Annotated in this window: 22 protein-coding genes; 7 read left to right on the forward strand and 15 right to left on the reverse strand. The window is 61.0% G+C overall.

Annotated features, from left to right (window positions below; genetic code table 11):
• Positions 1 to 50 precede the first annotated feature (50 nt).
• The 8 genes from HU751_RS20895 to HU751_RS20930 all read right to left on the reverse strand — a co-directional run bounded on the left by HU751_RS20895 (position 51) and on the right by HU751_RS20930 (position 7137).
• The gene (locus HU751_RS20895; protein ID WP_186732302.1) at positions 51 to 377 is read right to left on the reverse strand and encodes a contact-dependent growth inhibition system immunity protein; all 327 of its coding nucleotides are present in this window, start codon (positions 375 to 377) and stop codon (positions 51 to 53) included.
• A 279-nt stretch (positions 378 to 656) separates the two neighbouring features.
• Positions 657 to 1364, reverse strand: coding sequence for a hypothetical protein (locus tag HU751_RS20900; protein WP_186732301.1), 708 nt, complete (start codon positions 1362 to 1364; stop codon positions 657 to 659).
• A gap of 248 nt (positions 1365 to 1612) precedes the next feature.
• Positions 1613 to 2122 (reverse strand): GrpB family protein, encoded by a 510-nt coding sequence (locus HU751_RS20905; protein ID WP_186732300.1) that lies wholly within the window; start codon positions 2120 to 2122, stop codon positions 1613 to 1615.
• A 75-nt stretch (positions 2123 to 2197) separates the two neighbouring features.
• Positions 2198 to 2740 (reverse strand): AAA family ATPase, encoded by a 543-nt coding sequence (locus HU751_RS20910; RefSeq protein WP_186732299.1) that lies wholly within the window; start codon positions 2738 to 2740, stop codon positions 2198 to 2200.
• A gap of 132 nt (positions 2741 to 2872) precedes the next feature.
• On the reverse strand, positions 2873 to 5296 hold the full coding sequence (locus HU751_RS20915) for a TonB-dependent siderophore receptor (protein WP_186732298.1): 2424 nt from the start codon (positions 5294 to 5296) through the stop codon (positions 2873 to 2875).
• A 73-nt stretch (positions 5297 to 5369) separates the two neighbouring features.
• Positions 5370 to 6329: a FecR family protein gene (locus HU751_RS20920; RefSeq protein ID WP_186732297.1), complete on the reverse strand. Its 960-nt coding sequence runs from the start codon at positions 6327 to 6329 to the stop codon at positions 5370 to 5372.
• Entirely contained in the window at positions 6329 to 6847 is a 519-nt protein-coding gene (locus HU751_RS20925) for a sigma-70 family RNA polymerase sigma factor (protein WP_186732296.1), read from the reverse strand. Before HU751_RS20925 ends, HU751_RS20920 begins: the two co-directional genes overlap by 1 nt.
• 131 nt (positions 6848 to 6978) lie before the next feature.
• A complete protein-coding gene (locus tag HU751_RS20930; protein WP_186732295.1) occupies positions 6979 to 7137 on the reverse strand; it encodes a hypothetical protein in 159 nt (52 codons plus the stop codon).
• A 25-nt stretch (positions 7138 to 7162) separates the two neighbouring features.
• Between HU751_RS20930 and HU751_RS20935 the strand changes: the two genes are divergently transcribed.
• The gene (locus tag HU751_RS20935; RefSeq protein WP_186732294.1) at positions 7163 to 7591 is read left to right on the forward strand and encodes a hypothetical protein; all 429 of its coding nucleotides are present in this window, start codon (positions 7163 to 7165) and stop codon (positions 7589 to 7591) included.
• A 123-nt stretch (positions 7592 to 7714) separates the two neighbouring features.
• On the opposite strand, the gene HU751_RS20940 is transcribed toward HU751_RS20935, so the two are convergent.
• From HU751_RS20940 to HU751_RS20955, 4 genes are all read right to left on the reverse strand, one after another.
• Positions 7715 to 8101, reverse strand: coding sequence for a cupin domain-containing protein (locus tag HU751_RS20940; RefSeq protein ID WP_110737650.1), 387 nt, complete (start codon positions 8099 to 8101; stop codon positions 7715 to 7717).
• Positions 8102 to 8173: 72 nt separating this feature from the next.
• Positions 8174 to 8995, reverse strand: a complete 822-nt coding sequence (locus HU751_RS20945) for an AraC family transcriptional regulator (RefSeq protein WP_186732293.1) — start codon at positions 8993 to 8995, stop codon at positions 8174 to 8176.
• Positions 8996 to 9205: 210 nt separating this feature from the next.
• Positions 9206 to 9712: a GNAT family N-acetyltransferase gene (locus tag HU751_RS20950; protein ID WP_186732292.1), complete on the reverse strand. Its 507-nt coding sequence runs from the start codon at positions 9710 to 9712 to the stop codon at positions 9206 to 9208.
• A 211-nt stretch (positions 9713 to 9923) separates the two neighbouring features.
• A complete protein-coding gene (locus HU751_RS20955) occupies positions 9924 to 10253 on the reverse strand; it encodes a hypothetical protein (RefSeq protein WP_186732291.1) in 330 nt (109 codons plus the stop codon).
• A 611-nt stretch (positions 10254 to 10864) separates the two neighbouring features.
• Between HU751_RS20955 and HU751_RS20960 the strand changes: the two genes are divergently transcribed.
• The 3 genes from HU751_RS20960 to HU751_RS20970 all read left to right on the forward strand — a co-directional run bounded on the left by HU751_RS20960 (position 10865) and on the right by HU751_RS20970 (position 16343).
• A complete protein-coding gene (locus HU751_RS20960) occupies positions 10865 to 13585 on the forward strand; it encodes an AAA domain-containing protein (protein WP_186732290.1) in 2721 nt (906 codons plus the stop codon).
• A 218-nt stretch (positions 13586 to 13803) separates the two neighbouring features.
• The gene (locus HU751_RS20965; protein ID WP_186732376.1) at positions 13804 to 15192 is read left to right on the forward strand and encodes an FAD-binding oxidoreductase; all 1389 of its coding nucleotides are present in this window, start codon (positions 13804 to 13806) and stop codon (positions 15190 to 15192) included.
• A 113-nt stretch (positions 15193 to 15305) separates the two neighbouring features.
• Positions 15306 to 16343 carry a sensor domain-containing diguanylate cyclase gene (locus HU751_RS20970; protein ID WP_186732375.1) on the forward strand — a complete coding sequence of 346 codons (1038 nt, stop codon included), beginning with the start codon at positions 15306 to 15308 and terminating at the stop codon, positions 16341 to 16343.
• A gap of 31 nt (positions 16344 to 16374) precedes the next feature.
• On the opposite strand, the gene HU751_RS20975 is transcribed toward HU751_RS20970, so the two are convergent.
• Positions 16375 to 17265 (reverse strand): serine hydrolase domain-containing protein, encoded by an 891-nt coding sequence (locus HU751_RS20975; RefSeq protein ID WP_186732289.1) that lies wholly within the window; start codon positions 17263 to 17265, stop codon positions 16375 to 16377.
• Positions 17266 to 17343: 78 nt separating this feature from the next.
• The gene (locus HU751_RS20980) at positions 17344 to 17745 is read right to left on the reverse strand and encodes a GFA family protein (protein WP_186732288.1); all 402 of its coding nucleotides are present in this window, start codon (positions 17743 to 17745) and stop codon (positions 17344 to 17346) included.
• A 358-nt stretch (positions 17746 to 18103) separates the two neighbouring features.
• Between HU751_RS20980 and HU751_RS20985 the strand changes: the two genes are divergently transcribed.
• Entirely contained in the window at positions 18104 to 19330 is a 1227-nt protein-coding gene (locus tag HU751_RS20985) for an MFS transporter (protein ID WP_186732287.1), read from the forward strand.
• 257 nt (positions 19331 to 19587) lie between these two features.
• Entirely contained in the window at positions 19588 to 20946 is a 1359-nt protein-coding gene (locus tag HU751_RS20990) for a glutamine synthetase family protein (protein ID WP_186732374.1), read from the forward strand.
• A gap of 12 nt (positions 20947 to 20958) precedes the next feature.
• Here HU751_RS20990 and HU751_RS20995 read toward each other — a convergent pair whose 3' ends face one another.
• Positions 20959 to 23796, reverse strand: a complete 2838-nt coding sequence (locus tag HU751_RS20995) for an HD domain-containing phosphohydrolase (RefSeq protein ID WP_186732286.1) — start codon at positions 23794 to 23796, stop codon at positions 20959 to 20961.
• Between the two features lie 547 nt (positions 23797 to 24343).
• On the opposite strand from HU751_RS20995, the gene HU751_RS21000 reads away from it, so the two are divergent.
• A complete protein-coding gene (locus HU751_RS21000; protein ID WP_186732285.1) occupies positions 24344 to 25702 on the forward strand; it encodes an 8-oxoguanine deaminase in 1359 nt (452 codons plus the stop codon).

Consider the following 25702-nt stretch of genomic DNA (forward strand, 5'->3'; position numbering starts at 1 on the left):
TGGTGTCCTGTTGTGATGCCGCTATCGCCCCATAGCCGGGCAGCTAACGGTCAGACACCGTCAGCTTTCAGCGCCGAAACTGCCTCAAGCAGTTGGCCATCGAAGTACTCCGTGCCATCGCGGGGCTCTGAATCCAGCCGCCGCATGGCCTCGACCAACAGTTGAGGAACTGCGATTCGCTGGCTCAGAAAAGTAGCGACCATGAGATCTGAAAGGTCTTCAAAAGGCGTGTCCCAGGCATCTCGACAACGCTGTAGCAACGTTGTCGACGCCGCACCTTTCCAAGGGCCGATGAGGCTGGATACTGTCGTCATTTGATCCATCGCTCCGATAGTAATTCCGACATATCTGATCGCTGATACGTGTTGCTTACGCATTGCCCCAACAACGTATCCATGCTGAACCCCGACAGGTATCCTACTCTCGTCCCTGATGATCAGTGATTCGACAGCACCGGAGGCGAGCCCTGCTACTGGCCCGGCCAGATTGCCCACGGTACGGGCGGAGAGCGCCAGGCTAGTTATTTTCTGGCCCCGAGCGGTTGTGTGAGCAATTTTTGCCTAGAGAAATGAGCGTACTCGCTGCCATTCCTTCCAGCGGAAAAGCTACAGGTCCGCCAGTGGGGATGCCAAAGTCACTCTTGACAAAATTCCTGATCAACCACTCCTGCGCAGACTGGCAGTTTCCACGGAAGGTGACATGTAGCGGTATGGGCCAACAGCCACTAATTCGGCACGGGAAGCCGAACACATGTAGGCCTCGACCTCTGCTGAAGCAGCTGCAGCTGCAGAACTCACGTAATTGATAGCTGCCAAAGTAAGTAGCCTTAGATTACTGATGTGCTCATCATCAAGCGTTGATGCTTTAAAGAGGGTCAACACTGGTGGACCTACCTTTGCCACTGGTCCATCAGGATTGAAAATTGGTACCAATACTGCTCCCTGCGTATACGCATTCTCATCATGAACAACTGTCTTATCCCTCAATGCCTGGAGAACCGTAAACTGTGCGCGCCCCTCATCTGGCTCATTCGCGAAAACAAGTGTCGCATCAAGCTTGGTCCGACTTGCGCTGCGTTTGAAACATTTGAAGAACATCGTGAGCGCGGCGGTCCACAAGGCGTCTGCTTCTGGCGTTTGCTGAATGTGCTTGTGAATGAGAAGTTCAAGCCAATTGAGAGTGACCTCGAGATCAGAGAGATGAAGACTGAGGTCAACCCACCGCCGTGCGCTTTCATGACGGACAGCGTACATAGGCACCTGGACTTTCGGAGAGGTTTCTGGTTTTTCGCTTGGTTCAACACGCTGTATATGGATGGTCATGCTTTCATTAGATGGCATCTCGTCCGCCTTGTCAGCTTGCATTGACGTCAAACTGGCACCCGAAGAACCAGTGCTTCAGGGTATCTGTCCTTAGCCCACTTGCGCCAGTCAAATATTGAGTTATTTCGGCCTAGAACGGCTTTACCAAACTGCGCCGCCAATTATCGGTGATCTTTGCGAAGCGGACGTAGGTCGCTAAATCGCGAACGAAACCAATGGCCGACTCCTGCCGTTCGTAAAGCCAGCAATGGATCGAAAGCAGCCGGTCTTGAGTAAACGAATAGCCCTCATCACCGCCTGATACCGCCCTCAAGCAGCGCCGCAAGGATAAACGGCCCCTTCTTCTCTAGATACTCAGCCATCCCCCCGGCATTGGTGGCCTCAAGCTCAAGCTTGAGATCTTGGTATCGCTGCCGGAGAGAGGCGTCGTTCCTGAGCAGATCCCTGAACGTCAGCATCTGGATGACTGAAAGGTGTCCACGCCTGCAGATGTGGATCTTGTGGGTGCGCACCTCGCCAACATTGCGGCGGTAGAAATGGTGACCTTCCGACAGGTCACTGCCGCGGACATACCCCAGGCCAAGCAACACCTCATCTCGGGCTGCTGCATTGCGATGCTCTGAAACCTCGATCAGCACATCGATCTCGGGCTTGGCCGCGAGTTGTGGGACAGCCGTGCTGCCCACATGGTGGATGGCGAGTAGCTCATCGCCGAATGCCGAGGCGAGCAGCACTTTGTCCGCCTCGTACCGTTGCGGCCATTCAGGGTTGTAGGTGGTGATCTTGCTGGTCAGCGCCATGGGCCATCCTTGGGCAGGTTAAACGTTCTGATGCGCCTTCACGGCAGGCGCCTGCCGCCAATCGAGCTCGAGCATCTAGTGACCTTGCACAGCCTGATCAGGCCGCTCGCCCAGACTCGCCAGAAAAACCTCGGTATCCCGATTGGACCGCAGGCAGACCACGCGACACCCCGACGGCGCCGTCGCCATGAATCGCTTGATCGCCTCCCGAGACGAGGTTTTCGTCCGCCACATGAACCTGAAAAACTCCGGCAGGTTGGCCAGCAGTTCCGGACAGTCGTCCGGCAAGTCAGGCCGGGATCGACCGCGGTTCAGCATTGTTCTGAGGAACACACGCCAGAATCGAAGCGGCGCCGAACGATCGATCCATATCAGCATGTCAGCGCGGGCCAGCCGGTTTTTCCATGTGGTCGAATGTCCGCCTTCGAAGATCCAGCACTCACGGGCCTCGACCTCATGGCAAAGACGCGTCTTCTCGTCACGGCTGCGTTCGACCCACCCCGGCTGCCAGTGAATCGTGTCGATATGCACGACCGGCAGCCCTGTGCGCTCGCCCAGCTTGCGCGCCAGGGTACTTTTCCCAGACCCTGGCTGACCAATGATCATCACCCGTTGCATTGAAGCTCCCTCTCGCCATGCCTGCTGAATTTTGGGCGCGCGATTCTACGGCAATCAGCGACGCGGTCAACTGCATGCGTACTTGCAAGGGCATCGGTACAAGACGGGTGAAGCGCCACCCCAGGCCTTTGATCAATATTGGTAGCGCAAGGTAACCGCAAAATTGCGAGGATCACCGTAGTACAGGCCACCGAAATTGTTCGAAGTGGGCAACGACTGGTAGTACGTCTTGTCCAGCACGTTGTTGAGGTTGTACTGCACACTGAACTGTTGGTTGATCTGGTAATGGGCATGCAGGTTGAGCAAGGCGTAGCCACCCTGTTCAATCGTGTACCCGGTCACATCGGCGGCGGTGCGGCTCTGGGCATACACATCGCCGCCCACACGCCATTGGTCGAAGACACCGGGCAAGCGGTAGTCCGTCGACACCTTGAGCAGGCGCCGCGGGATCTTGCGATAGTAGTCCGAACCCTTGCTTCCGCCGGCCACATACTCGGGATCACTGTAGGTGTAGCCCGCGCTGACGTTCCAGTTCTCCAATGGCTCGCCTGAAATCTCCAGCTCGAAGCCGCGGTTACGCACTTTTGCGCCAGCTTCATAGCACTTGCTCGTACCGGTCACGCCGCAGGTGGGCGACACCGACAGTGCCTCGGGCATGTTTTCCAGGTTGGTCTGGAAAATCGCCAGGGAGGTGTTCAGGCGACCGTCGAAGTACTCACCCTTGATACCGGTTTCGTAGTTCTCGCCTTCGATCGGATCAAGCAGGGTATTGCCGACACCATAGTAACTCTGTGTCTTGTAGATCTCGGTGTAGCTGGCATACCAGGTGTGGTGTTTGTCCAAGTCCAGTACCAACCCGGCGTAGGGCACCAGCCGGCCATTCTCGCGGTATTGATCATTGGTATAGGGGCTGCCCACCTTGTAGTCCGACCAACTCACCCGCGTGCCGAGGATCAGGCTCAGGTCATCAGTGAGGCTGAAGCGCGAGGCGCCGTATAGCCCACGCTCCTTGCGCGTGTAGTTGTAGTCCGCGCCGATGGCATTGAGGATGGGGTTGGGCAGCGCGCTGTAGTCGAAGTCGGTGATGTTGATCGTCGGGTTGTTGGTGGCACTCTTGATCACCGCGTCGAACTCGTCCTGGCGCGTGTTGGCCCCAAGCATCAGCTGATGCTTGCGCCCGAACAGCTCGAAGGGGCCGGTCGCGTAGAGATCCAGCGCAAACTGGGTGTCTTCGTAGTCGGCCTGGGAGACGGTCATCCGATAGTTGTCACCCGATACCCGGTTCGGATACGCGGAGAGAAAGTCGGCGTCCGACCAGATCGCGTTCATGGCCAGGGTCACCTTCCACTCGTTGTCGAAGGTGTGCGTGACATCGCTGAACAGCGTGTAGTTGTTGCGATCCAGATGGGCCCACTTGCCGTTGAGATTGGTGGAACGCGAAAGCGGATAGAAAGAGCCGTTACTGCGGGTATTCATGCCGCCCCAGTCATAGCCGTTCTGGTTGTCCTTCTGGATCGTGGCGCCGACCGTCAGCACGGTGGCGTCGTCAAGATCCGCTTCCCCGACCAGGTAGAGCAACTGGTTGTCGCGCCCGGAGCCGTCCTTGTAGCTGTTGGCGTTGTTGTAATAGGCCACCGCACGGCCGCGCACATTGCCCGTTGAGGTCAATGGCCCGGACACATCCACCTGGCTACGATAATTGTCCCAGGAGCCCGCGCCCAGCTCCGCGCCCAGGCGAAAGTCCTGGGTCGGTCGCTTGCGCACCAGGTTGATTGCCGCCGACGGATTACCTGTCCCCTGCAGCAAGCCATTGGCCCCGCGTACGACTTCGACGCGGTCATAGATCGCCATGTTCGAAGTGGACATGACGTCCATCGAGTAGTTTTCCGAGATATTGGTCGGAATACCGTCGTATTGCAGATCGCTGATCTCGAAGCCGCGCGAGTAATAGGTAGAGCGGTCAGTGCCGATCTTGGTGAGGGTGATGCCGGTTGCCGTGCGCGCGACATCGTCCAGGTTTTGGATGTTCTGGTCGTCCATCTTCTTGCGGGTGATCACCGTCACCGATTGCGGTGTTTCGCGCAGGCTCAGGGCGAGCCTGGTCGCCGTATTGGTTGACCCCGTGGTGTAGGACCCGCTGCCCTCGGTAGTCGCGCCGAGCACCTTGCCGGAAATGGTGGTCGCCCCGAGCTCCAGCGCGTCTGTAACCGGCGATGCCTGCAGGAGTTGATAACCATCCTGGGTTGGCCTTGCCACCAGCCCCGAGCCCAGCAACGCCTGGGCAAAACCGCCTTCGGTGGTGAAGCTGCCTCGAACGCCCGGGCTGGTCAAACCTTGCACCTGGCGGGATTCGAACGAGATGGGGGCGCCGCTGGCCTGGGCGTAACGACTGAGTACTTCACCCAATGGGCCGGCAGCGATGTCATATCGCTGCACGATCTGCTCGGCCAAGGCGCTGGCAGGCAGCACCAGCGGTGCCGCACAAAGGGCCAGGCGCACGGCCAGGCAGAGGCTGCGCGAGGTGGAACGCGGCAGCGCTCGAATCGGCGAGTTCATGTTTTCGATACTCCTGATGGTGTTGGCCATGGGAGGACGGGCGAAAATCGAAAACACGAAATGATTATTGAAATTATTTACTCACCACATCGGGCTTCAGGGTCACCCGGGTTATCCAAGGGGTGTACTGGCTGACCTCGATCGGCAAGGTGCGCTGCAGCAGCCGCAGTGCCTGGCGTGGATCGTCCAGCGGCAGCATGACCGTGACCCGCAGGCCTGCAAGGGCTGCATGGTCGGCCCACAGCACACCGGGGTAGTGGCGCGACAACCGCGCGAGCACATCGCTCAGCGGCTGGTCGTCTGCCAACAGCTGGTGCTTGCGCCACGCCTGCTCAAGGGGTTCTGCCTGCACCTGCTCTACCTTGCCAGGGCCTTCGGCGCTCAGGCGCACGCGCTGGTTGGCGGTCAGGTGCAATGATTGCCCGGCACTGCTGATGGCGGTAGTCGACTCGAACATGACCACTTGCGTCGAGTCCTCCTGTCGCTCCACCGTGAAACGCGTGCCAAGGGCCTGCACACGCCCATGCGCCGTGACCACCACGAACGGGCGAGGATCCTTGGCGACATCGACCAGGACTTCGCCGCGCAGCAGTTCGATCCTGCGTTCACCTGCGTCGAAGTGCACGTCCACCGCCGAGCCCGCGTCCAGGTGGATCTGGCTGTCATCGTCAAGTCGGTGATCGAGCCAATCCCCTGCCGAGGTGCTCAGGTCCGCCAACAGATAGCCCTGTTGCCAATAGGCCGTGGCAGCCCACGTCATTGGCACCAGGGCGATCGCCAGGGCCAGTGCCTGCACCTTGTGGCTCAGGGCTTTGCGCGGTGCCTGGCGCAGGGCCGTGACGGCCGCGTGGCGGGGAAGCTGTTGCAGCGAACCCAGACGCCCCTGCAAGCGGGCGACCGCCGCGCCATGCTCGGGCGACTCGGTCAGCCAAGCCTGGAATGCTGCCTGCAAGTGCTCATCGGTCTGGTTGTCGAGCAGCACCAGCCATTGCGCCGCTGCGCGCAGGACGGGATCGGCCGTCGTCTCTGCCATCAGCTCATCCCCATGGCGGCATCGCAAGCCAGCATGGCTTCGACCAGGTCGGCCTGCACGGTCCTCACCGAGATGCCGTGGTGGCGAGCAATGTCATCCTGAGGCCAGCCTTCAAGGTGACGCAGGATGAAGGTCTCCCGGACCCTCGCCTTCATGCGTGACAAAGCCCGGTCGATACGTTCGAGCAGCTCGATGGCCTGCAGGATCTGTTCGGGAGAAAACGCCTGGTCCGAGTGCTCGATACTACGCTCGAGCTCCTCTCTGTAAGCCTGTTCCAGCCGCAGGCGGCGACCGTTGTCGATCAGGATGCGACGCGCGATGGTGGCCAGGAACGCTCGAGGCTCACGAGGGGGATCATAATGCCCGGCGGTGAGTACACGGTAAAAGGTGTCCTGGGCAAAATCCGAGGCCTGATGCGGACATTGCAGGCGACGCCGCAGCCACGTCACCAACCAGTGATGGTGCCCTGCATAGAGTTCGCCAATTGGGTCGGGTGAGGTGGGTCGAGGTTTGTCCATGACAACGGGCAATAAATGAGAATGAATCTAAATTAGCATTTTTGCTTCGCCCTCGCCATGGCCTTGTCGACGACAGCTGTGGGTCGATGACGGCCCCTGGTGACCGGCTGCTCTCGCCCCATAGCGGCCATTCACCAAGGGCAGGAACCGGCCAGAAGCGGTCGCTTGAAAAAGGTAAAAAGATAATTCTTTTCGTCCTCAACGCTTGCCTCTAAGGTGTGAGACGTTGCGACACCGTGGCTCAACGCGCTGACGATGCCTTGGGTCTGCATGGCCGCATAGTCGAACACTCCTGCAACACCATGGAATGACTAGATGCACCCATCGCTAAAACAAGCGCTCGACATCATTAACATCGAGCGCAACGTAGCCGAATACACCCAGGCGTTTGACGCGGTGCATGACGTGGTAAGCGTATTTGGCGAGCTTGACCTAGCCAATCGCCTCTTCGCAGAAATACCCCGAACAGTGCCCGAAGAGCTGGTGGCCGAACTTTTCAATTTGTTGGCTTGGCAAACAAACGATAACGGTGCGGCAATGACGCGTGAGGTCGAGACGTGGCTCAGAGAACAGCAAGATCCGCGCAAGCTTACGATTGCCATGAGCCTGGATGTATATCCATTTCCAGATGCCCAGGAAATGCATCAGGTATTGTCCACGCTGGCTGTGGCTATCCCAGAAGTGGCGACTATGTGCCAAACGCTTATGACGTCACGAAAGGCTAGAACACAGAGTCAAGTATGACGGAAGGCACTGGGGCCGCTTTGGGTCGAAAACGGCCGCTCGTGAGCTCCCGCTTCCGACTCAAAGCGCACATCGTTCCAAGGTTCTTTAGTCGGTACCGGCCTCATCGCCTGCAACGTCAACTCAGATCCAGACGTCATTCACCGCTGTTCGCTCCCCGCCTTCATGGCCGGTGTTCAAAACGCCTCGCGGCTCGATCATCATCAGTTTGGTTTCCGCCTGCGCCGCCGTTCTGTGCTCTACGCCACGCGGCACGACATACAGCTCACCCGGCCGCACATACACGCTGCCCTCTGGCAGATCGATACGCAAGGTGCCTTCAAGCACCAGAAACGCTTCGTCGGTCTCCGGGTGCGAGTGCCAGATGAATTCCCCTTCGATGCGCACGACCTTGAATTGGTAGTCGTTCATTTGCGCGACCACCCTTGGGCTCCACTGCTGCTCGATCAGTGCAGCCTTCTGAGCCAGGTTCACAGGTTGCGATGCGCGTTGCGGGTGTAAGTCGGTCATGGCAGATCCTCTGTAGTTAGAGTGATCAGGCTATCGAAGAGAATGCACGCGTCTCTTGTACGATCCTGCAAGTCAGCGGGCAGGCCGCAAGCGTTCCAGCCAGCGCAGAGGCGGCACGCCGTAGGCGCGGGTAAAGTGCCGGGTCATGTGGCTCTGGTCATGAAAGCCTGCAGCGAGGGCTGCATCGACCAAGGTGAAGCCATCCAGGATCAGCCTGCGAAAACAGTCCAGGCGCCGCAGCGTGACAAAACGGTATGGGCTGGTGCCGTAAAGGGCTCGAAAGTCCCGTGACAAGCTCCACTGCTCACGCCCGCTGGCCTGTTCGAGCATCTCCAGCGTGATGCCGTGGTGAAGGTGCTCCATGATAAACGCCCTGGCGCGCTCGGCTGAGCGGTAGTCCAGGCGTTTGCGGCCACGGGGCTTGCCGCCGACTGCACGCAGCGCCATGGCCAGGTCATAGACGGCGTCCTGCTCCTCCAGTGTTTCCAGCGGATGATCCAGTGCCTGCACGAAGGCCTCGCTGGCGCGATAGAGGCGCAGGTCGCTGGACAGCCCGCCGGCAATGAACGGCAACGGTTCGCCGCCGAGCACGTTCTGGATCAGCGAAGGATCGATGTAGGCCATCCGGTAGCGAAAGCCGATATCCGTGCCGGCCATGCCGTCATGGAGTTCGTCCGGGTGCAGCACCAGGGTGTTGCCCGGCACGCCGTGGCACAGCGCCCCTTTGTAGTGAAAGCTCTGTACGCCGGCAAGGGTACGGCCTATTGAGTAGGTATCGTGCCGATGGGGGTCGTAGCCATGGCCGCCAAACCACGCCTCGATGCGCTCCACGCTACCAGGCGTGGCGCTGCGTATGACCCAATCAGCGGAGGACGGGTTTGCTTTTCGTTCCATGGATAAGCTTGCTGCTAGTGCGCAATGTTGGATGGGGATGGCCCATCCTATTTCAGGTTTGCGCGGGTACCCAATCCATTTCCGCTGAATGTCCGCTTTGGGTCGTTTGCGGTCACTCGCAAACGGCCGCAATCGACCCACAACGGACGTTCGATGGCTGATCCTCTATGGCGGTAGTTTCCAGGCATTCGATGCGAGCCCGGCGTGCTCCTATGCTGATGGAGATAGCACCAGCCGCATCTTGATCGGTTTCTCGACAGCACCGCTCGGGAGCTTGCATGGAGAAAGGTTTTCGACCCCTATGAAACCGAACTTGTCGTACAGTGATCGGGCGGCCAAATTGGATTCGAAAACACTGAGATCAACCGAGGTGAAGCCTGCCTCTCGACAATGGGCTACCACAATTGAGAGAAGGGCAAATCCGTAGCCCTTGCGCCTGTATTCTCGCCTTACCTGCATTCCAAGAACTCCGACACTCTCGCAACCGCCAAGCCGGCAAAAACTTTCGGGATAGGCTTCAGCCGACCCGACTATCTCGCCGTCATGCTCGATGACATAGACCGGCCAATTTTTTTGTGTTGCATGAGCCAATGCTCGCGCTATGGCCTCAATTGGCGGCGGAGTTACGCGTGCTGAGTACCGCCCTTCAGCGGACACCTCGCAGAAAAGCGAACAAAACCCTTCAAGGTCCTGGAGTGTGATCTGTCTAACGTCCATGTCCGTTCCTTCAAAGTCCTTCAGCCCAAAGCTAGCCTACCCTCTATTCAATGAGAGTGGGCAACCGAAGTATTTGCGGCTCGCAGCCAACGTCCGCATCGGGCCGACAGAAGCCCTTTGCGACCGCCCACTTACGATCCGAGTCGGACGAACACCAAGCTCTGTACAAGCAACATTACGGACATTGACCGCTCACCCCGTCATACCATGATCAATTGTGCTCGGGGCAATGCCATACCAAGCAGTGCCACATGCTTCCAGGCATCGTGAACTGCACCATCAGCATCTGCGACTCCGTGTAGTCTGGCGCTTCGATATAGCTGAATACCAAACTTGAGTAAATGGTTTCGCCGAACTCGAGAAATACACCAGTCGGCGAATTTTTTATCGCTAAACTTGCTGTCAGCAGATGCCACTCGCCCGCTGAAAACGATCTCAGCGCCTTCCGCCACTCGATGTATTCCGTGCTCAGGAACAGGTCCTGAGTACAGTAAGTCAGCTGTTCGTCCAGCTGGTCGGGCTCATCTTCGAGGCTTGACAATTTTCTGGCCTATGGTGGTTTGCAGAGAGAAGACTGAATCTAAATCAGCGTCATTTTTTTCCAATACCACCGGTTGCAAAGGGTGGATAGGTGTCGTCTAGCGTAGCTTCGGTTCGGTAGCGGTTACACTGCGACCGGCAACATCTGACCCTTCCCCCTCGATACGTACGTCGATGCAGTCAAGCATGACTGGTGCGCCCCCCTCAGCGGCTCGGAGGGTTACTCAGACAACTCCGCGTGCGAGTCAGGTCTGTCATACGGGTATGTTCCCCTGACTCTGAATACTGTTCCGCGACTGAAGACCTCATTTGAGTATTCAAGAAGCGTTGTAATGAAATTCTCTGCTCCTTAATGCTCAGATAACCCAAGGTGTTGGGCAGTGTACGATACCTCGTGGCTCAATCTGTCCGCTTTGGGTCGATAGCGGTCAGTCGTGAAAGGCAGCAACCGGCCCACAGCGGCCCTTGGTAAAGAGCAGCAAACGGCCAGAGGTGAAACGCACACAACAGCTATCGGACCTGCGCCCAATAATGGCACTATGACACCAATCAGGAAAAGCAGCATCCGGTACACGACGTAACCGAATGCCATGCGCACAGGAATAAGGGAATATGGCTTCGATTCAGGTGGATGGTGAGGACAAGACCGCAAAGATCAGCGACTGGGCGATTCGCTGGAGCGAAAAGTACGAAGCACTGGAACTGACCTGTCATTTCCCCTCCAGTAAAAAATACACCCGCCCGCTCAGTAACTGCCGAGTGTCACCTTCCCGCGAGTTGAGCAATGTACTGCTGACCAAACCTGGCAGCACGATCGTCAAACCCATCGACAAAGCGGTGATCTACGGCGAGCGATATGCCGTGGTGCACTATCCGGGTGGCACCAGGCCCTATGTCCACAAGATGGACGGCATCGTCTTCACCGCCCCCACCTCAATCAAGGACACGCCGGTCTTCGGTTATTTCACTGCGGTCGCGAGTGCCCGACACGCTCAAGCACAGTCGAAGGCTGATCGTGACATAGCCAGCAATGTCGTAACTCAGCTTGGAAAACTGCCCGCCATCGCCAGCACTGCCTTGCAAGCCTATTGCACCGGGCGCAACGGCACGCTCGCCCCGGGTCAGGGGCTCATTTATCCGTTCGGGTTGAACGAAAGCCAGTATCAGGCCGTCGAGCGGGCATTCAGCGCGCAAATCAGCGTGATCGAAGGCCCACCGGGAACCGGCAAGACCCAGACCATCCTCAACATCCTCGCCAATATCCTGTTGCGCGGGCAGACGGTGGCGGTGCTGTCCAACAACAATGCGGCCGTGGCAAACGTCTACGAAAAGCTGGAGAAATGCGGCCTGGGCTACTTGGTCGCCAAGCTTGGCAACAAGGAAAACCGCGAAGCCTTCTTCGACGACATGCCTGCATGGCCCTCCAGCGCACCCGGGCCGGCACCGTCCCTGGAGGAGATCCAGGACTTGCTGACCCGCCTGAAGCAGCACCTGCAAGACCACAACCGGGCGGCACAACTGCAGATCGAACTGGACGAGCTGGTCATCGAGCGGCGCTACCTGCAGCAGTGGCAGGCAGAAAACGGTGTGCAGGCCACAGGCTCGTTGGACAAGTACGGGCTGACCCCACGCAAGACTGCCGACCTCATGGCCTACCTGGCGCACCTGGGCGAGCAGCGCGTGAAGCTCAAGGACCGCATCGAGCTGCTGTTCCAGTTCAGAGTCTTTCGCACCAAGCCGTTCGCCGAGGGCGAGGCGCGCATGGCCGCGTTCCATGCCCTGCAGATGCATTACTACGACAAGTCGCTGCAGGAGAAGGAAATCGAGCTGCGGGCGTGCCGTGAATCCTTGGCGCGCGCCAATTTCACGGTGTTGCTCAAAGAGCTGACAACCGCATCGATGCAGCATCTGAAGCAGCATCTGCAAGGCCAGGTTCCGCCGCGAGACAGCTTCGATGTCAAAACCTACCGCAGGGACTTTGATGCCTTCGTGCAGCGTTTCCCTATCCTGGGCAGCGGCACGCACTCGATCGTCAACTCGATTGCGCCAGGGGCGATCCTCGACTACGTGATCATCGACGAAGCTTCCTTGCAGGACATCGTGCCGGGCATCCTGCCGCTGGGTTGCGCCAAGAACCTGATCGTCGTCGGCGACAACCGCCAGTTGCCGCACATCCCCGTGAAACTGGGGCTGCAGGCGCCGGCCGAGGCCTACGATTGCGAGCACTACAGCCTGCTGGATTCGTGCATTGCCGTGTTCCAGGACGCACTGCCAAGGACGTTGCTGAAGGAGCATTACCGCTGCCACCCCAGGATCATCCAATTCTGCAACCAGCAGTTCTATGACAACGCACTGGTGCCGATGACCGTGGACAACGGCGAGGAGCCCCTGCGCCTGGTGGTGACCGCCAAGGGCAACCACGCACGCAAGAACACCAACCTTCGGGAGTTGGACTCCTTGCTCAAGGTGCTCGAAGACGAGGGGCAATCTGTTGCAGTGGACGGTGAAGGCCGCGGTTACATCGCCCCGTTCCGGGCACAGGTCAACCTCTGCGACAAGCACCTGCCGGCGGACTTCGTCAAAGACACAGTGCACAAGTTCCAAGGGCGCGAGTGCGACGAGATCGTCTTTTCCACCGTGCTGGACAAGAAGCGCTACAACCAGACGCAAGAACGCCTGGATTTCGTCGACGACCCGCGCATGATCAACGTGGCAGTGTCGCGGGCCAAACATCGTTTCACCCTGGTGACCGGTGACGAGGTGTTCACCGAGAACAATGGCCACATTGCCGCGCTGATCCGCTACATCAGCTATTACGCGCAGGACGAGCAGATCGTGCGTGCGCCAGTGGTGTCGGCATTCGACTTGTTGTACCGCGAGTACGATCAGTCCCTGGAACGCCTGAAGGCCCGACTGCGGCCCGAGGATTCACGCTACAAGTCCGAGCAGATCGTGGCGCAGTTGCTGCGCGAAGCGCTCTCGGCCCCGGCGTGCCATGCGTTGACGTTCCATACGCAGATCAAGCTGGATATGCTCGCATCGCCGAGCAACCCCGAGTGGACGCAAACCCAGCGGGCGTTCATGAGCCGTGCCAGTTGCGATTTCGTCATCTATTTCAAAGTGGGCAAGACCCCGGTTGGGGTGATCGAGGTCGATGGCGGGTATCACGACCACCCCGTGCAGGCCGCTCGGGACGCCAGGAAGAATGAGATTCTAGCTGCCAGTGGCCTTCCCATTCTGCGGCTGCGGACGGTGGAGAGTGGTATTGAGCGCAGAATTGCCGAGTTTCTGGCGCAGTGGGCCAGGCCTGCTCCGAGTGTCCTGTCTCGGTAATAAGCTGTTCATTTTTGGCGGCGCCTTGGCCGGACACCCAAGCCACTCGCCAAAAGAGAACGTATTTCCGAGACAGGACACTAGCCTGCTTTGAAGCCCGAAGGCGCATGTTATTTTTGAGTCACCGCGAGGGAGCGCAATTGATCGACAGTACGCAACAGCACGCCGTTTCAGAGTCGTCGCCTATTCTCACTCGGCGCCATCTACTCCAGGCCGGGATGACCGGGATTGCCGTCAGTGTGCTTTCACCGTGGTCGTCATGGGCGGCACCAGCGGGCGTCTTGGTGAATGATGTGACGATGCTCAATCCGATTTGGGTCAATCGTCTGCTCGCACCTCGCACCACTGGCGAAATACAGCGGGCGCTCGCTATGTCGTCAGGCCCAGTCAGCATCGGTGGTGGCCGCTATAGCATGGGGGGGCAGATTGCTACCGAAAACAGCCTGCACCTCGACATGCGTCAGTTTAATCAGGTGATCCGATATTCGCCTGAGAGCAGAGTCATACGCGTGCAAACAGGGATGCGTTGGCGTGACCTGCAGTCGGTCATAGACCCGGACGACCTCTCGATAAAAATCATGCAGAGTTATGCCAACTTCACCGTCGGCGGATCGCTGTCAGTCAATGCTCATGGACGCTATGTCGGCGCAGGTCCGGTCATCAACTCGGTGCGCTCTCTGCAGCTGGTGCTTGCGGACGGTTCGGTAGTAGAAGCGTCCCGCAGCGCAAATTCCGACCTGTTCTACGCTGCTATCGGTGGCTATGGTGCGGTGGGGGTGATTACTGAGGTCGAACTGGACCTTGCGTCCAACATCACAATGGAACGTCAGGTACGCCGCATGCCAGTTGCTGATTACCCGCGTTTTTTCAATGAGCAAGTCCGCGAGAACGAACAGGCTATCCTGCATAATGCCGATTTGGCTCCCCCTTATTTCGACGTGGCTACTTCCGTCACTTGGCGTACCTCGGACAAAGCGTTGACCGTCGCAGAAAGACTGGTGGCGCCGGGGCAGTCGTACAAGATCAACCAGACCGTCATGTGGAGTGTGACCAAGCTTCCCGGTGGCCCAATGATTCGCAAGGATGTGGTCGATCCACTGCGTTATCTCAATCAACCGGTCGTACGGCGCAACTACGAGGCCAGTGCGGATGTCGCTTCGCTTGGCCCCATTGCAACCCGAAACAGTACCTATGCGTTGCAAGAATATTTTGTGCCAGTGACACAGTTCAACGCGTTTGTAACGCAAATGGCCGCCATCCTTCAGGCGCACAGCGTTGACGCCGTCAATATCTCCATCCGACACGCTCCGGCCGACCCCGACTCGTTGCTGTCCTGGGCACGCGAAGAAGTCTTTTCATTCGTGCTCTATTATTGGCAGCGCGTCGGGGTGGATGATCGCGAAACCGTTGGCGTGTGGACACGCGAACTCATCAACGCTGCGCTGTTGCTTGGCGGCACCTACTATCTTCCCTACCAACTGCATGCAACGCAGGAACAGTTTTCAAGTGCCTACCCAAACGCGCGCCGTCTGTTAGCACTCAAAGCGCAAGTCGATCCAGGAGGGCGATTCCGGAACAAGCTCTGGGACAAATACCAAACGGGATAACCCTTGGCGACTGATGGTTTCGACCTTATCCGTTCAACTGTCTAGAGTAGATTCAGTCTCGGCGTCAAACCTTACCTTGTGCAGACGCTACCCCCATGGACTGGAGAAACGACATGCCGGCTTGTCCCATACCGACTGACGAAACGTTGCGCCAGCGTACCCTCGATGAAATGAATGTGCTGGATACACCCGCTGAGCATTACCTCGATACGCTGGTGCGGCTCACTCAAGAAGTGGCGCACGTGGATACTGTGCTGATCAGCCTGATTGATCATGATCGGCAATGGTTCAAGGCCAGGATCGGGCTAGACGTAAACGAGACCCCGCGCAACGTGTCCTTCTGCGGCTACGCCATTCTGGGTGAGGACACCCTGCTGGTGGCAGACGCCGAGTGCGATTCGCGATTTGCCGACAATCCGCTGGTACTTGGCGCACCCTACATCCGCTTCTACGCCGGTCACCCCTTGCGTGCCGGAAACGGCAAAGCGATCGGGACGTTATGCATGTTCGACCCTCGCCCACGCCTGCTAAGTGAGGCCCAGCAGGCCAACTTCAGAGACTTGGCCACGCTCGCGGAGGGTTATCTGCAACTGCGCAGCTTGATACAGGCCAACCACGACTTACGGCTTGAAATGGACCGTGAGCAACGCAAGGCTTTGCTTGATCCGCTAACACAGCTATGGAACCGCGGCGCGTTGGCCGCCTTCCAGGATCGTGAACGCCGTTTGGCAAAAGAGAAAGGTCTGCAGTTGGGTACTCTGTATGCGGACCTTGACCACTTCAAGTCTGTAAACGACAAGTACGGTCATGCTGACGGTGACCAGGTGCTTTGCGAGTGTGCCCGTCGTCTGCGAGCTGCCCTTCGCCCGGAGGATTTGCTGGTACGCCAGGGCGGTGAGGAATTCGTCGCGTTGCTGCGGGTAAAGGACCGTGACGAGCTGGTGCGGATCGCGGAGCGCGTGCGCCTGATCGTTGGCAGCAGACCGATGCAACTCTCCAGCGGTCCGCTGAGGGTGAGTCTCAGTGTGGGATGTACTTTAGTCGCCGATAGCGAGCAGATCGATGATGCACTACGGCGCGCCGACAGCGCACTTTATGCAGCCAAACAGGGAGGGCGCGACCAAGTTGTCTATGCACCGCCGATCTTGTGAGAATCCAAGGCGGAACAAGTACCAGGCAGCCTCAACGCACAGCCTCAAGCACCTTGCGTACCTCCTGCGCGACCATTGCCTCGACCCTGCCCTCATCCGATGCCCTCGAAAACACTGCGCAACACGCGGCGGCCTCGCCAACCGCGCATCGATAGACCGCCACCACACTGCCAGGGCCACACCCGGTATGCCCGGCCAGCGTCAGACCACCCTTGATCGTCCCGCGCATCAGGCCTAGGGCATACCCGGGCGCAATCCACGGTCGGCCAGTCATTGGCCCACCCAACACCTTTGTTGCCTGCATGTCCTGGAGCAGCTCGGGCGGAAGCAGTGTCCCAGCCAGCAGACGCTCCAGGAAAAGGGCAGCCTGCGAAACAGGACCGATCAGCAATCCGTGATAGACCCAGCCAGGGTCGTAGTTCAACGAATGGCCGAGGTAATCCCCGTTCAGGTCTGCGCGTTGGGTTGCCAAGCGAACCGCCGAGATACCGAGTGGAGCCAGGACTTGCTGCCTGATCGCCTCTTCAAGCGGCAGGCCTGTGGCACGTTCGATAAGCCTGGCGACCAACATGTAGCCCACATTCGAATAGCGCCACCCCGCTCCAGGTGCGTAGCGAAGCCGAGCGCCATCCAGTCGCTGCATCATCTCGTCCACGGACCACGCGGCTTCATGATTGGCAACCGCCGCGTGGTACTCGGGAAGCTCGCCATAATCAGCGAGGCCCGCCTCGTGACCCAGAAGCTGACGCAAGGTGTACGTGGTTTCAGGAAGCGCAGCATCCAGGGCGAGTCGTCGGTCACGCACCAGAGTCAGGGCGGTCGCGGCCAACACCGTCTTGGTAAAGCTCCACCATGGCACACAGGGTTCGGCCTGGAGCGATTGCGTTATGAATCGACCGTTGGAAAGCGTGGAAATCAGCATCGAATACTCAAGCAGTCATGACAGGCCAGTAAGCAAGCGTAGAGGCAAGAACATACCCCATTCCGGCGATGCAAGCCGTCAGTCGGCCTCGGGACAACAACTGGATGGCGTATACCAGGGCACCGCAGAATCGATGTAAACGTGCTTTTGCTTGCGTGGCTGGAACGGTGTATCAAGTGTACCCAGCGCGATAGAGATCCAGTCGGCGAACTCACCTTCGGATCGTGACCAGAACAACGTCGAGCCACACGCCCCGCAGAACTCGCGTAACACTGTCTGCGAAGAGGCGTAGGCCTTGATGCTGTCGGCCCCGCGAAGTACGCGAAGTGCGCTGCGCGGCACGCTGCCATATGACCCGAATGCAGCCCCGTGACCTTTGCGGCACTGGCTGCAGTGACAATGACTCACGGCCTTGGGTGGCGTGAGCAGCTCGTAGCTGACCGCTGCGCACAGGCAGCTTCCTTGGTATGCCTCTGTCATATGTCCTTCCGTGCAGGTGAAAAACTGTGATGCCTGATCAGTCAGCGTACTGGGGCTGCGTTGCAGCCCTTTCGCGGCACAAGGCCGCTCCTACAGGAGGTACGCGATCCCTGTAGGAGCGGCCTTGTGCCGCGAAAGGGTCGCAAAGCGACCCCGGCAATCTTGAATCCCCAAAATCGCAAACACTTGAAAGGGATGGCCAAACGCTCTACCCCAAGCCACCCATCGATCCCACTGATGATTACTATCATGCCGCCCGCCTGTCGAGCTGCAAAATCCACCCCCTATAATCGCCTCCCCGTTTTCCCCTCGCTGCAGCGCCTGTCCCAGGCGACAGTCCCCTATGGAAGCCCGCACCATGCCAAGCCCCAATCCGTCCCCCCACAGCCCACCCGAACACAGCCAGCAGAGCGTCCGTCAGCAGTGGCTGGCGATTCTATCGGTCGCCGTGGGTGCCTTCGCCCTGGTGACCAGCGAGTTCCTGCCGGTGGGCGTGCTCAACGATGTCGCCGCCGACCTCGGCATCAGCGCAGGCCAGGCCGGCCTGATGGTGACCCTGCCCGGCATCATGGCGGCCCTGGCCGCGCCCTTGCTGTCGGTGGGCATCGGTGCCCTCGACCGACGCTACCTGCTGATCGCCCTGACCCTGATCATGATCGTCGCCAACGCCGTGGTGGCCTACGCCACTGACTTCGGCCTGCTGCTGTTCGGCCGGGTACTGCTGGGCATCAGCATCGGTGGCTTCTGGGCGACCGCGATCGCCCTGAGCGGCCGCTTGGCGCCCAAGGGCGTGGGCGTGGCGCAGGCCACCTCGATCATCATGGTCGGCGTGACCCTGGCGACCGTGCTTGGCGTGCCCGTGGGTACCTGGCTGAGCGGGCTCATGGGCTGGCGCATGACCTTCCTGGTCACCGCGCTGGTGGGCGTGCCGGTGCTGCTGGCACAGGTTCTGCTGCTACCGCGGCTCAACCCGGAGAAGGCCATCCGCATCAGCGACCTACCGGCGTTGTTCGTCAACCCGCAGGCGCGGGTCGGCCTGATCGCGGTGTTGCTGATCGGCCTGGCGCACTTTGCCGCGTACACCTACGTTGCGCCGTTCTTCAAGCACAACGCCGGCTTCGACGGGCCGATGATCGGCTCGCTGTTGCTGCTCTACGGCGTGGCCGGGGTACTGGGCAATGTCTTCGCCGGTTTCGCCGCCAACCAGAGCGTGCGCTACACCCTGATGCTGGTCGCCTTGATGATCGGCATCGGCACCGCACTGTTCCCCTACTTCGCCACCAGCCTCACCGGCGCGGCGATGCTGATCGCGCTCTGGGGCTTCGCCTTCGGCGCCTTCCCGGCCTGCGCCAGCATCTGGATGTTCGTCGTGGCACCCAAGGATGTGGAGCGCGGCATGCCGCTGTTCGTCGCCATGTTCCAGGTGATCATCGCCTTGGGCTCGTTCTTCGGTGGACGGATCGTCGACCAGATGGGCAGCGCGGTACTGTTCAGCCTGGCCACGGCACTGGTGGGCTGCGGCTTTGTCACGGTGCTGGTGCTGGGGCGCAGCGTGAGCAATCGCCTGGCGGTCCAACCATCCTGAGCGCCCGCTCCCACGCTGATGTTGTCTAGCCTGAGAGGCGCCTGTTGTTTCATGGAGCGGTGGCGGGCCGATTTTACCCGCCACGCTTTATCAACTCTTTACGCCGACGAGCCGCAAACCGACAGCAACTTGATACGCAACTCAATACCCTTTGCAGGTCTTTGGCGTATCGAGAGTGCAACATGACGCTGTACGCGAATCCCCTGCCTGGGCGGGCTGGCATTCAGGATGAACGCATGCCCCCTTCCGAGGTGGGTATGAACACCCCCGCCGAACAACTGACGCAACGGCTCAGGCAACAGGGCATCTGCGAGGTCGAATGCGTGGTCAGCGACTTTTCCGGCATCGTCCGTGGCAAGGTTGCCTCCCTCGACCGCTTCCTTGACGAAGGCGGCATGCGCCTGCCGGAGAGCGTGCTGCTGCAGACGGTGACCGGCGACTTCGTCGACGACGAGGTCTTCTACGCGCTGCTGGACGAGGCCGGCATCGACATGCACTGCCGCCCCGCCGCCCATGCCGTCTACCGCCTGCCGTGGCTGGCGGAACCGACCGCCATGGTCATCCACGACAGCTTCGACCGGCACGGCCAGCCCATCGAGCTGTCGCCGCGCAACGTGCTCAAGCGCGTGCTGGCCCTGTACAGCGACAGTGGCTGGCAGCCGGTGGTGGCGCCGGAGCTGGAGTTCTACCTGACCAAGCGCAGCCATGACCCGGACCTGCCGCTGGAAGCGCCCGAAGGCCGCTCGGGCCGGGCGGAGACGGGTCGGCAGAGTTTCTCCATCGAAGCCACCCATGAATTCGCCCGGCTGTTCGAGGACGTCTACCACTGGTGCGCCGTCCAGGGCCTGGACCTGGACACGCTGGTCCACGAAAGCGGCCCGGCGCAGATGGAAGTCAACTTCCACCACGGCGACCCGCTGCGCCTGGCCGACCAGTTGATCGTCTTCAAGCGCACCTTGCGCGAAGCGGCACTGCAGCACGGCATCAGCGCGACCTTCATGGCCAAGCCGATCGCCCATGAACCTGGCAGCTCGATGCACATCCACCAGAGCGTGCTGGACAGGGCCACCGGCGCTAACCTTTTCGCCAGCGCCCACGGCACACCGAGCGATCGGCTGCTGCACTATATCGGCGGCCTGCAGAAGTACCTGCCCCAGGCACTGGCGCTGCTCGCCCCGAACGTGAATTCCTACCGCCGCTTCTTGCCCGACGCCTGTGCCCCGGTCAATGTCGAATGGGGCGAAGAAAACCGTACCGTGGGACTGCGCGTGCCCACCGCGACAGCGGCCGCCCTGCGCGTGGAGAACCGCCTGCCCGGCGCCGATGCCAATCCCTACCTGGCCATGGCCGCCAGCCTGCTGTGCGGCTATCTCGGCCTGCTCGAACAGGCGGCGCCCAGCGCGCCCGTGCAGGGGCGCGCCTACGACCATGGCGGCTTGCGCCTGCCGGCCACGCTGGACGAGGCGCTGACGCGGCTGGAGGGTTGCGAACTGCTCGGGGAGTACCTGGGCGACCGCTTCGTCCGTGGGTATGTGGCGGTCAAGCGCACCGAGCTGCACAACTACCGGCAGGTGATCAGCGCCTGGGAGCGTGAGCACCTGCTGCTGAGGGTCTGAGGCTTTGAGTACCTACAGCTGCGCCAACCAATATTCCACGTCCACCTCATCGATTTGCTCGGGGCGCAGGAACTGCTCGGCATACTGGCGATACACGCCGGTGCTGAGGAACAATCGCAGCAACTGCCCGTCGACATGGTTGTCCCGAGCCATCGACACCAGGATCTTCACCGACTCGGACAGGGTCTTCGGTGCCTTGTAGGGTCGGTCCGCCGCAGTCAATGCCTCGAAGATGTCGGCGATCGCCATCACCCGCTCGGGGATGCCCAGCGCATCCTTGCCGAGCCTGCGCGGATAGCCGCTGCCGTCCATCTTCTCGTGATGGTTGCCGGCAATCGCCGGCACGCGTCGCAGCTGACGCGGGAACGGCAGCGCGCTGAGCATGATGATGGTCTGCACGATGTGCTCGTTGATCTTGAAACGCTCCTCGTCGTTGAGCGTGCCACGGCGGATCGACAGGTTGTACAACTCGCCGTGGTTGCTGGCATGGGCCGGCAGGCGCATGTCGAAACCCCAGTGGTTGCGCGGGTCGTCCTTGGCCACCGGTGGCTTGCGCGGCCCCCAGGGCACCTGGTGCTCGTCGCGATCGGCAAGCAGCGGTTCCTCCACCGGCAAGGGCGCAGGTGGCGTGTCGGCAAAGCGCGCGGCCTCGTCGCGGGAGATGCCCAGGCGGTTGTCGAAGTGCCGCAGCCAGCGGCGCTGGCCGATAAGGCGCAGGCGCTCGATGTCGCCCTCCTGCATGAACTCGCCGCCGATATTGGCGTGGGCGACGAAGGCGAATTCGTCCTGCAACTCGGCCCGGCACTGCTCCAACGCCTGGCGCAGCTGCAACTCGTCATCGCCGTTGGCCACGCCTTGCCAGTAGGCGATCTCGGCGTCGCGCCAGAGCACCTCGAAGCGCATGCGCACCTCATGGATGCGGTTGTAGAGGGTCTCGAGCTTGGTCGCCTTGTCCACCACGTATTCGGGGCTGGTGATCTTGCCGCAGTCGTGCAGCCAGGCAGCCACGCGAAACTCGTAGCGCTCGGCCTCGTTCATGCTGAAGCCGGCATAGGGGCCGCTGTCGGCCTGCACGGCCTGGTCCAGGAGCATCTGCGCCAGCTGCGGCACGCGCTCACAATGACCGCCGGTATAGGGGCTCTTGGCGTCGATGGCGTCGGCCAGCAGCTTGATCATGGCGTCCAGCAGGCGCTGCTGGGCCTCGACCAGCTGGCGGGTCTCGATGGCCACGGCGGCGGCGCCGGACAGTTCCTCGACGAAGCGCCGGAACGCCTGCCCGGCGTGTTCGTCCTCCAGTTGCAGGACCAGGATGCCGAGGAGCGACTGGCCGCGGTCGTTGAGCACCACCGCCAGGCTGCGCCCTTGCAACGACAAGGCCTGGGTCACGGCATTGGCGAGGTCTTGATGGTCGTGCTCATGTACCGCCAGCTCAGCCGGATAGTCCTGGGCCCGGCAGGCCGCAGCCAGGCGCAGGCGTGTATTGTCGGCATCGTACAGGTACACCGCGCCGGCACTGGCGCTGGCAGCCGCCACCAGGTGGTTGAGCACGCCGTCGAGCATGCGCTCGAGCTGGGTCTCGCGGCTGAGCGTGAGGGTGATCGCCTGGAAGTTGCGGATGGTACCGGACATGCGGCTCAGCACCCGGCTCAGTTCACGCACCTCCGACACCCGCGAGAGCACACCCACCTCACGGCTGAAATCAAAACCGGCCAGGCCCTGCACCTGCTCCGTGAGCCGGCGCAGCGGGCGACCGATGCGCCGGCCGAGCAAGCCGCCGAGCAACAGCAACACCGCCGCCAGCGCGGCGGCCCAGAGCAGTTGCTCGAACAACACCTGGCGCGCGCCGGCCAGCAGCTCGTGGGCCGGCACGGCAATCAGCACCTGCAGGTCCTGCCCGGCCACTGTGGTCAGCGGCACGCGCATGCCATACCAGGTCTGCCCTTCAACCTGATACGGCTGTGGCCGGGTACCCTGGAGGGCATCGGCATGGATCCGTGCGAGGCTGGCAATGCCCAGTTCATCGATGCGCGACAGGCGCACGCCCTCGCCTTCGCGGACGATGACCCGCTGCAGGTCCGGATAGGCCACCACGCTGCCCTGGTCATCGACCACGGCGATCTCGGTGCCGGCCGTCATGCGCAGGTCGCGGCTCTCGCTGGCCAGGTCGGTGACCGAGACGTCCATGCCGATCACCGCCGCGCCATCGACGCTGCGCTGGGCCATGGTCAGGCCGATCTCGCGGGTGGTGAAGAACACATAAGGGCGGGTAAGCACGGTGGTGGCTTGCGCAGAGGCTTCGACGAACCAGGGGCGCTGACGCGGATCGTAGCGGTAGTCCGGCTTGGGCTGGCGCAGCAGCAGGGTCATCGCCTGGTCGTAGAAACGCCATTCGCCATGCAACGCGCCGTCTTCGCCCAGGCTGACGGTCTGCACCAGGAACATCGTGCCTGCCGGTGCCGCGAAACGCTGCAGCAACTGTGGGTCGCGCAGGCGGCGGACCAGCAGGAACTCGCCATTGGGGTAGCCGAGGTAGGCGGCACTGAGCATGCGGTTGGCGCGCAGGCTCTCGACCAGTTGCGGTAGCCGCTCCAGGTGCTGCGTCATAGCCCCCGCAGAGGCATCGAAGGCCAGCAGGCGGATGCTGCTCTGCACCGGATCGACCAGGCGTCGGGCGCGCTCGTCGATGGTCCGACCGACCTGCTGGGCAGCGTCGCCTGCGGCCGCCACCAGGGTCTGGCGCACCCCCAGGTAGCCCTGCCAGGCCAGGGCCGCGCCCAGCGCCAGCATGCCCAGCATGATTGCCAGCGCCACCAGCCACTGCAGGGAAATGCTCCGGCCACGGTTGTTCATGAACGCCTGCCCCGTGCAGACGCCAGCCTTGCCGCATGCTCCATCAACGCGCAGCCCATCCCAGGTACTCCCCGTGTGGCGATTTCCACAGTGTAATCAGCCCGTGCGAACCTGCCGGCCTGTGACAGCTGCTGGCAGCGAGACAGTCGCATACTGGCGCAACGACATCAATCGCGCCATGAATCATTGTGGGAGCGGACCGTCCCGCAGTCTTCAGAATTGCGGCGAAAAACTCGTATACAAAAAAAAGAAATTCTGTTTACACTGCCTCGCGCCTACGACAACGGTCATCGCCGCTGCGTATTGCGACAGGCTCAAGCCATGCGACATCCGCTATCGCCCAACCTCCCCGGGCACCCTTCTCGAACGCCGTACGTCCTGAACGCCGCATTCGCCCTGCTGCCATCGTTCCACACGCCCGATACGCCCTTACCAAGGCCGACGCTGCGCGTGCGCGGTTCTGCTCCAGCCTTCGACGCCGGGCTTCGCCACGGCGCCTGACGCTTCCCTACAATCAGAAAACACACCCCAAGCGGGAGGGACACCCATGCCCAAGACACTACTGGTCAAGAACGCCGAACTGCTGGTGACCATGGACGGCGAGCGCCGCGAGATCAAACGCGGCGGCCTCTACATCGAAGACAATGTGATCAGGCAGGTCGGCCCCAGCGATACCCTGCCTCAGCACGCCGACGTGATCCTCGACATGACCGGCAAGGTGGTCATCCCGGGGCTGGTCAACACCCACCACCACATGTACCAGAGCCTCACCCGCGTGGTGCCGGCGGCCCAGGACGGCGAGCTGTTCAACTGGCTGACCAACCTCTACCCGATCTGGGCGCGGCTGACCCCGGAAATGATCTCGGTATCGACCCAGACGGCCATGGCCGAGCTGATCCTCTCGGGCTGCACCACCTCCAGCGACCACCTGTACATCTACCCCAACGGCTGCAAGCTCGACGACAGCATCCACGCCGCCGAGGAGATCGGCATGCGCTTCCACGCCGCGCGCGGCAGCATGAGCGTCGGCCGTAGCCAGGGCGGCCTGCCGCCGGACTCGGTGGTGGAGAAGGAAAGCGACATTCTCAAGGAGTCGCAGCGTCTGATCGAGGACTACCACGATGCCAGCCACGGTTCGATGCTGCGCGTGGTAGTGGCGCCCTGCTCGCCGTTCTCGGTCAGCCGCGACCTGATGCGCGAGGCGGCGGTGCTGGCCCGCCAGTATGGCGTGTCGCTGCACACCCACCTGGCGGAGAACGTCAACGACATCGCCTACAGCCGCGAGAAGTTCGGCATGACCCCGGCCGAATACGCCGAGGACCTGGGCTGGGTCGGCCACGACGTGTGGCACGCCCACTGCGTGCAGCTCGACCAGCATGGCATCGAGCTGTTCGCCCGCACCGGCACCGGGGTTGCCCACTGCCCGTGCTCGAACATGCGCCTGGCCTCAGGTATCGCGCCAATCCGCAAGATGCGCGACCACGGCGTGCCGGTGGGCCTGGGGGTCGATGGTTCGGCGTCCAACGACGGCGCCAGCATGATCGGCGAGGTGCGCCAGGCGCTGCTGCTGCAACGGGTCGGTTTCGGGCCAGATGCGATGACTGCCCGCGAGGCGCTGGAGATCGCCACCCTGGGCGGTGCCAAGGTGCTCAACCGCAACGATATCGGCGCCCTCGCCCCGGGCATGGTCGCCGACTTCGTCGCCTTCGACCTCGGCCATGTGGCCTATGCCGGCGCCCTGCACGACCCGCTGGCGGCACTGGTGTTCTGCACCCCGACCCATGTCGACACCAGCGTGATCAACGGGCGCGTGGTGGTTCAGGGTGGGCGCATCACCACCGTCGACCTGCCGCGAGTGCTGGAGCGGCACAACCAGTTGGCGCGGCAGTTGGTCAGCGGCGAGTAG

The sequence above is a fragment of the Pseudomonas peradeniyensis genome (assembly GCF_014268935.2).
Lineage (GTDB): Bacteria > Pseudomonadota > Gammaproteobacteria > Pseudomonadales > Pseudomonadaceae > Aquipseudomonas > Aquipseudomonas peradeniyensis.

Bases quoted from the DNA above. Each gene is read 5' to 3' on its own strand.
- HU751_RS20895 (WP_186732302.1), bottom strand. From the start codon at position 377: ATGCGTAAGCAACACGTATCAGCGATCAGATATGTCGGAATTACTATC.
- HU751_RS20900 (WP_186732301.1), bottom strand. From the start codon at position 1,364: ATGCAAGCTGACAAGGCGGACGAGATGCCATCTAATGAAAGCATGACC.
- HU751_RS20905 (WP_186732300.1), bottom strand. From the start codon at position 2,122: ATGGCGCTGACCAGCAAGATCACCACCTACAACCCTGAATGGCCGCAA.
- HU751_RS20910 (WP_186732299.1), bottom strand. From the start codon at position 2,740: ATGCAACGGGTGATGATCATTGGTCAGCCAGGGTCTGGGAAAAGTACC.
- HU751_RS20915 (WP_186732298.1), bottom strand. From the start codon at position 5,296: ATGAACTCGCCGATTCGAGCGCTGCCGCGTTCCACCTCGCGCAGCCTC.
- HU751_RS20920 (WP_186732297.1), bottom strand. From the start codon at position 6,329: ATGGCAGAGACGACGGCCGATCCCGTCCTGCGCGCAGCGGCGCAATGG.
- HU751_RS20925 (WP_186732296.1), bottom strand. From the start codon at position 6,847: ATGGACAAACCTCGACCCACCTCACCCGACCCAATTGGCGAACTCTAT.
- HU751_RS20935 (WP_186732294.1), top strand. From the start codon at position 7,163: ATGCACCCATCGCTAAAACAAGCGCTCGACATCATTAACATCGAGCGC.
- HU751_RS20940 (WP_110737650.1), bottom strand. From the start codon at position 8,101: ATGACCGACTTACACCCGCAACGCGCATCGCAACCTGTGAACCTGGCT.
- HU751_RS20945 (WP_186732293.1), bottom strand. From the start codon at position 8,995: ATGGAACGAAAAGCAAACCCGTCCTCCGCTGATTGGGTCATACGCAGC.
- HU751_RS20950 (WP_186732292.1), bottom strand. From the start codon at position 9,712: ATGGACGTTAGACAGATCACACTCCAGGACCTTGAAGGGTTTTGTTCG.
- HU751_RS20960 (WP_186732290.1), top strand. From the start codon at position 10,865: ATGGCTTCGATTCAGGTGGATGGTGAGGACAAGACCGCAAAGATCAGC.
- HU751_RS20965 (WP_186732376.1), top strand. From the start codon at position 13,804: ATGACCGGGATTGCCGTCAGTGTGCTTTCACCGTGGTCGTCATGGGCG.
- HU751_RS20970 (WP_186732375.1), top strand. From the start codon at position 15,306: ATGCCGGCTTGTCCCATACCGACTGACGAAACGTTGCGCCAGCGTACC.
- HU751_RS20975 (WP_186732289.1), bottom strand. From the start codon at position 17,265: ATGCTGATTTCCACGCTTTCCAACGGTCGATTCATAACGCAATCGCTC.
- HU751_RS20980 (WP_186732288.1), bottom strand. From the start codon at position 17,745: ATGACAGAGGCATACCAAGGAAGCTGCCTGTGCGCAGCGGTCAGCTAC.
- HU751_RS20985 (WP_186732287.1), top strand. From the start codon at position 18,104: ATGCCAAGCCCCAATCCGTCCCCCCACAGCCCACCCGAACACAGCCAG.
- HU751_RS20990 (WP_186732374.1), top strand. From the start codon at position 19,588: ATGAACACCCCCGCCGAACAACTGACGCAACGGCTCAGGCAACAGGGC.
- HU751_RS20995 (WP_186732286.1), bottom strand. From the start codon at position 23,796: ATGAACAACCGTGGCCGGAGCATTTCCCTGCAGTGGCTGGTGGCGCTG.
- HU751_RS21000 (WP_186732285.1), top strand. From the start codon at position 24,344: ATGCCCAAGACACTACTGGTCAAGAACGCCGAACTGCTGGTGACCATG.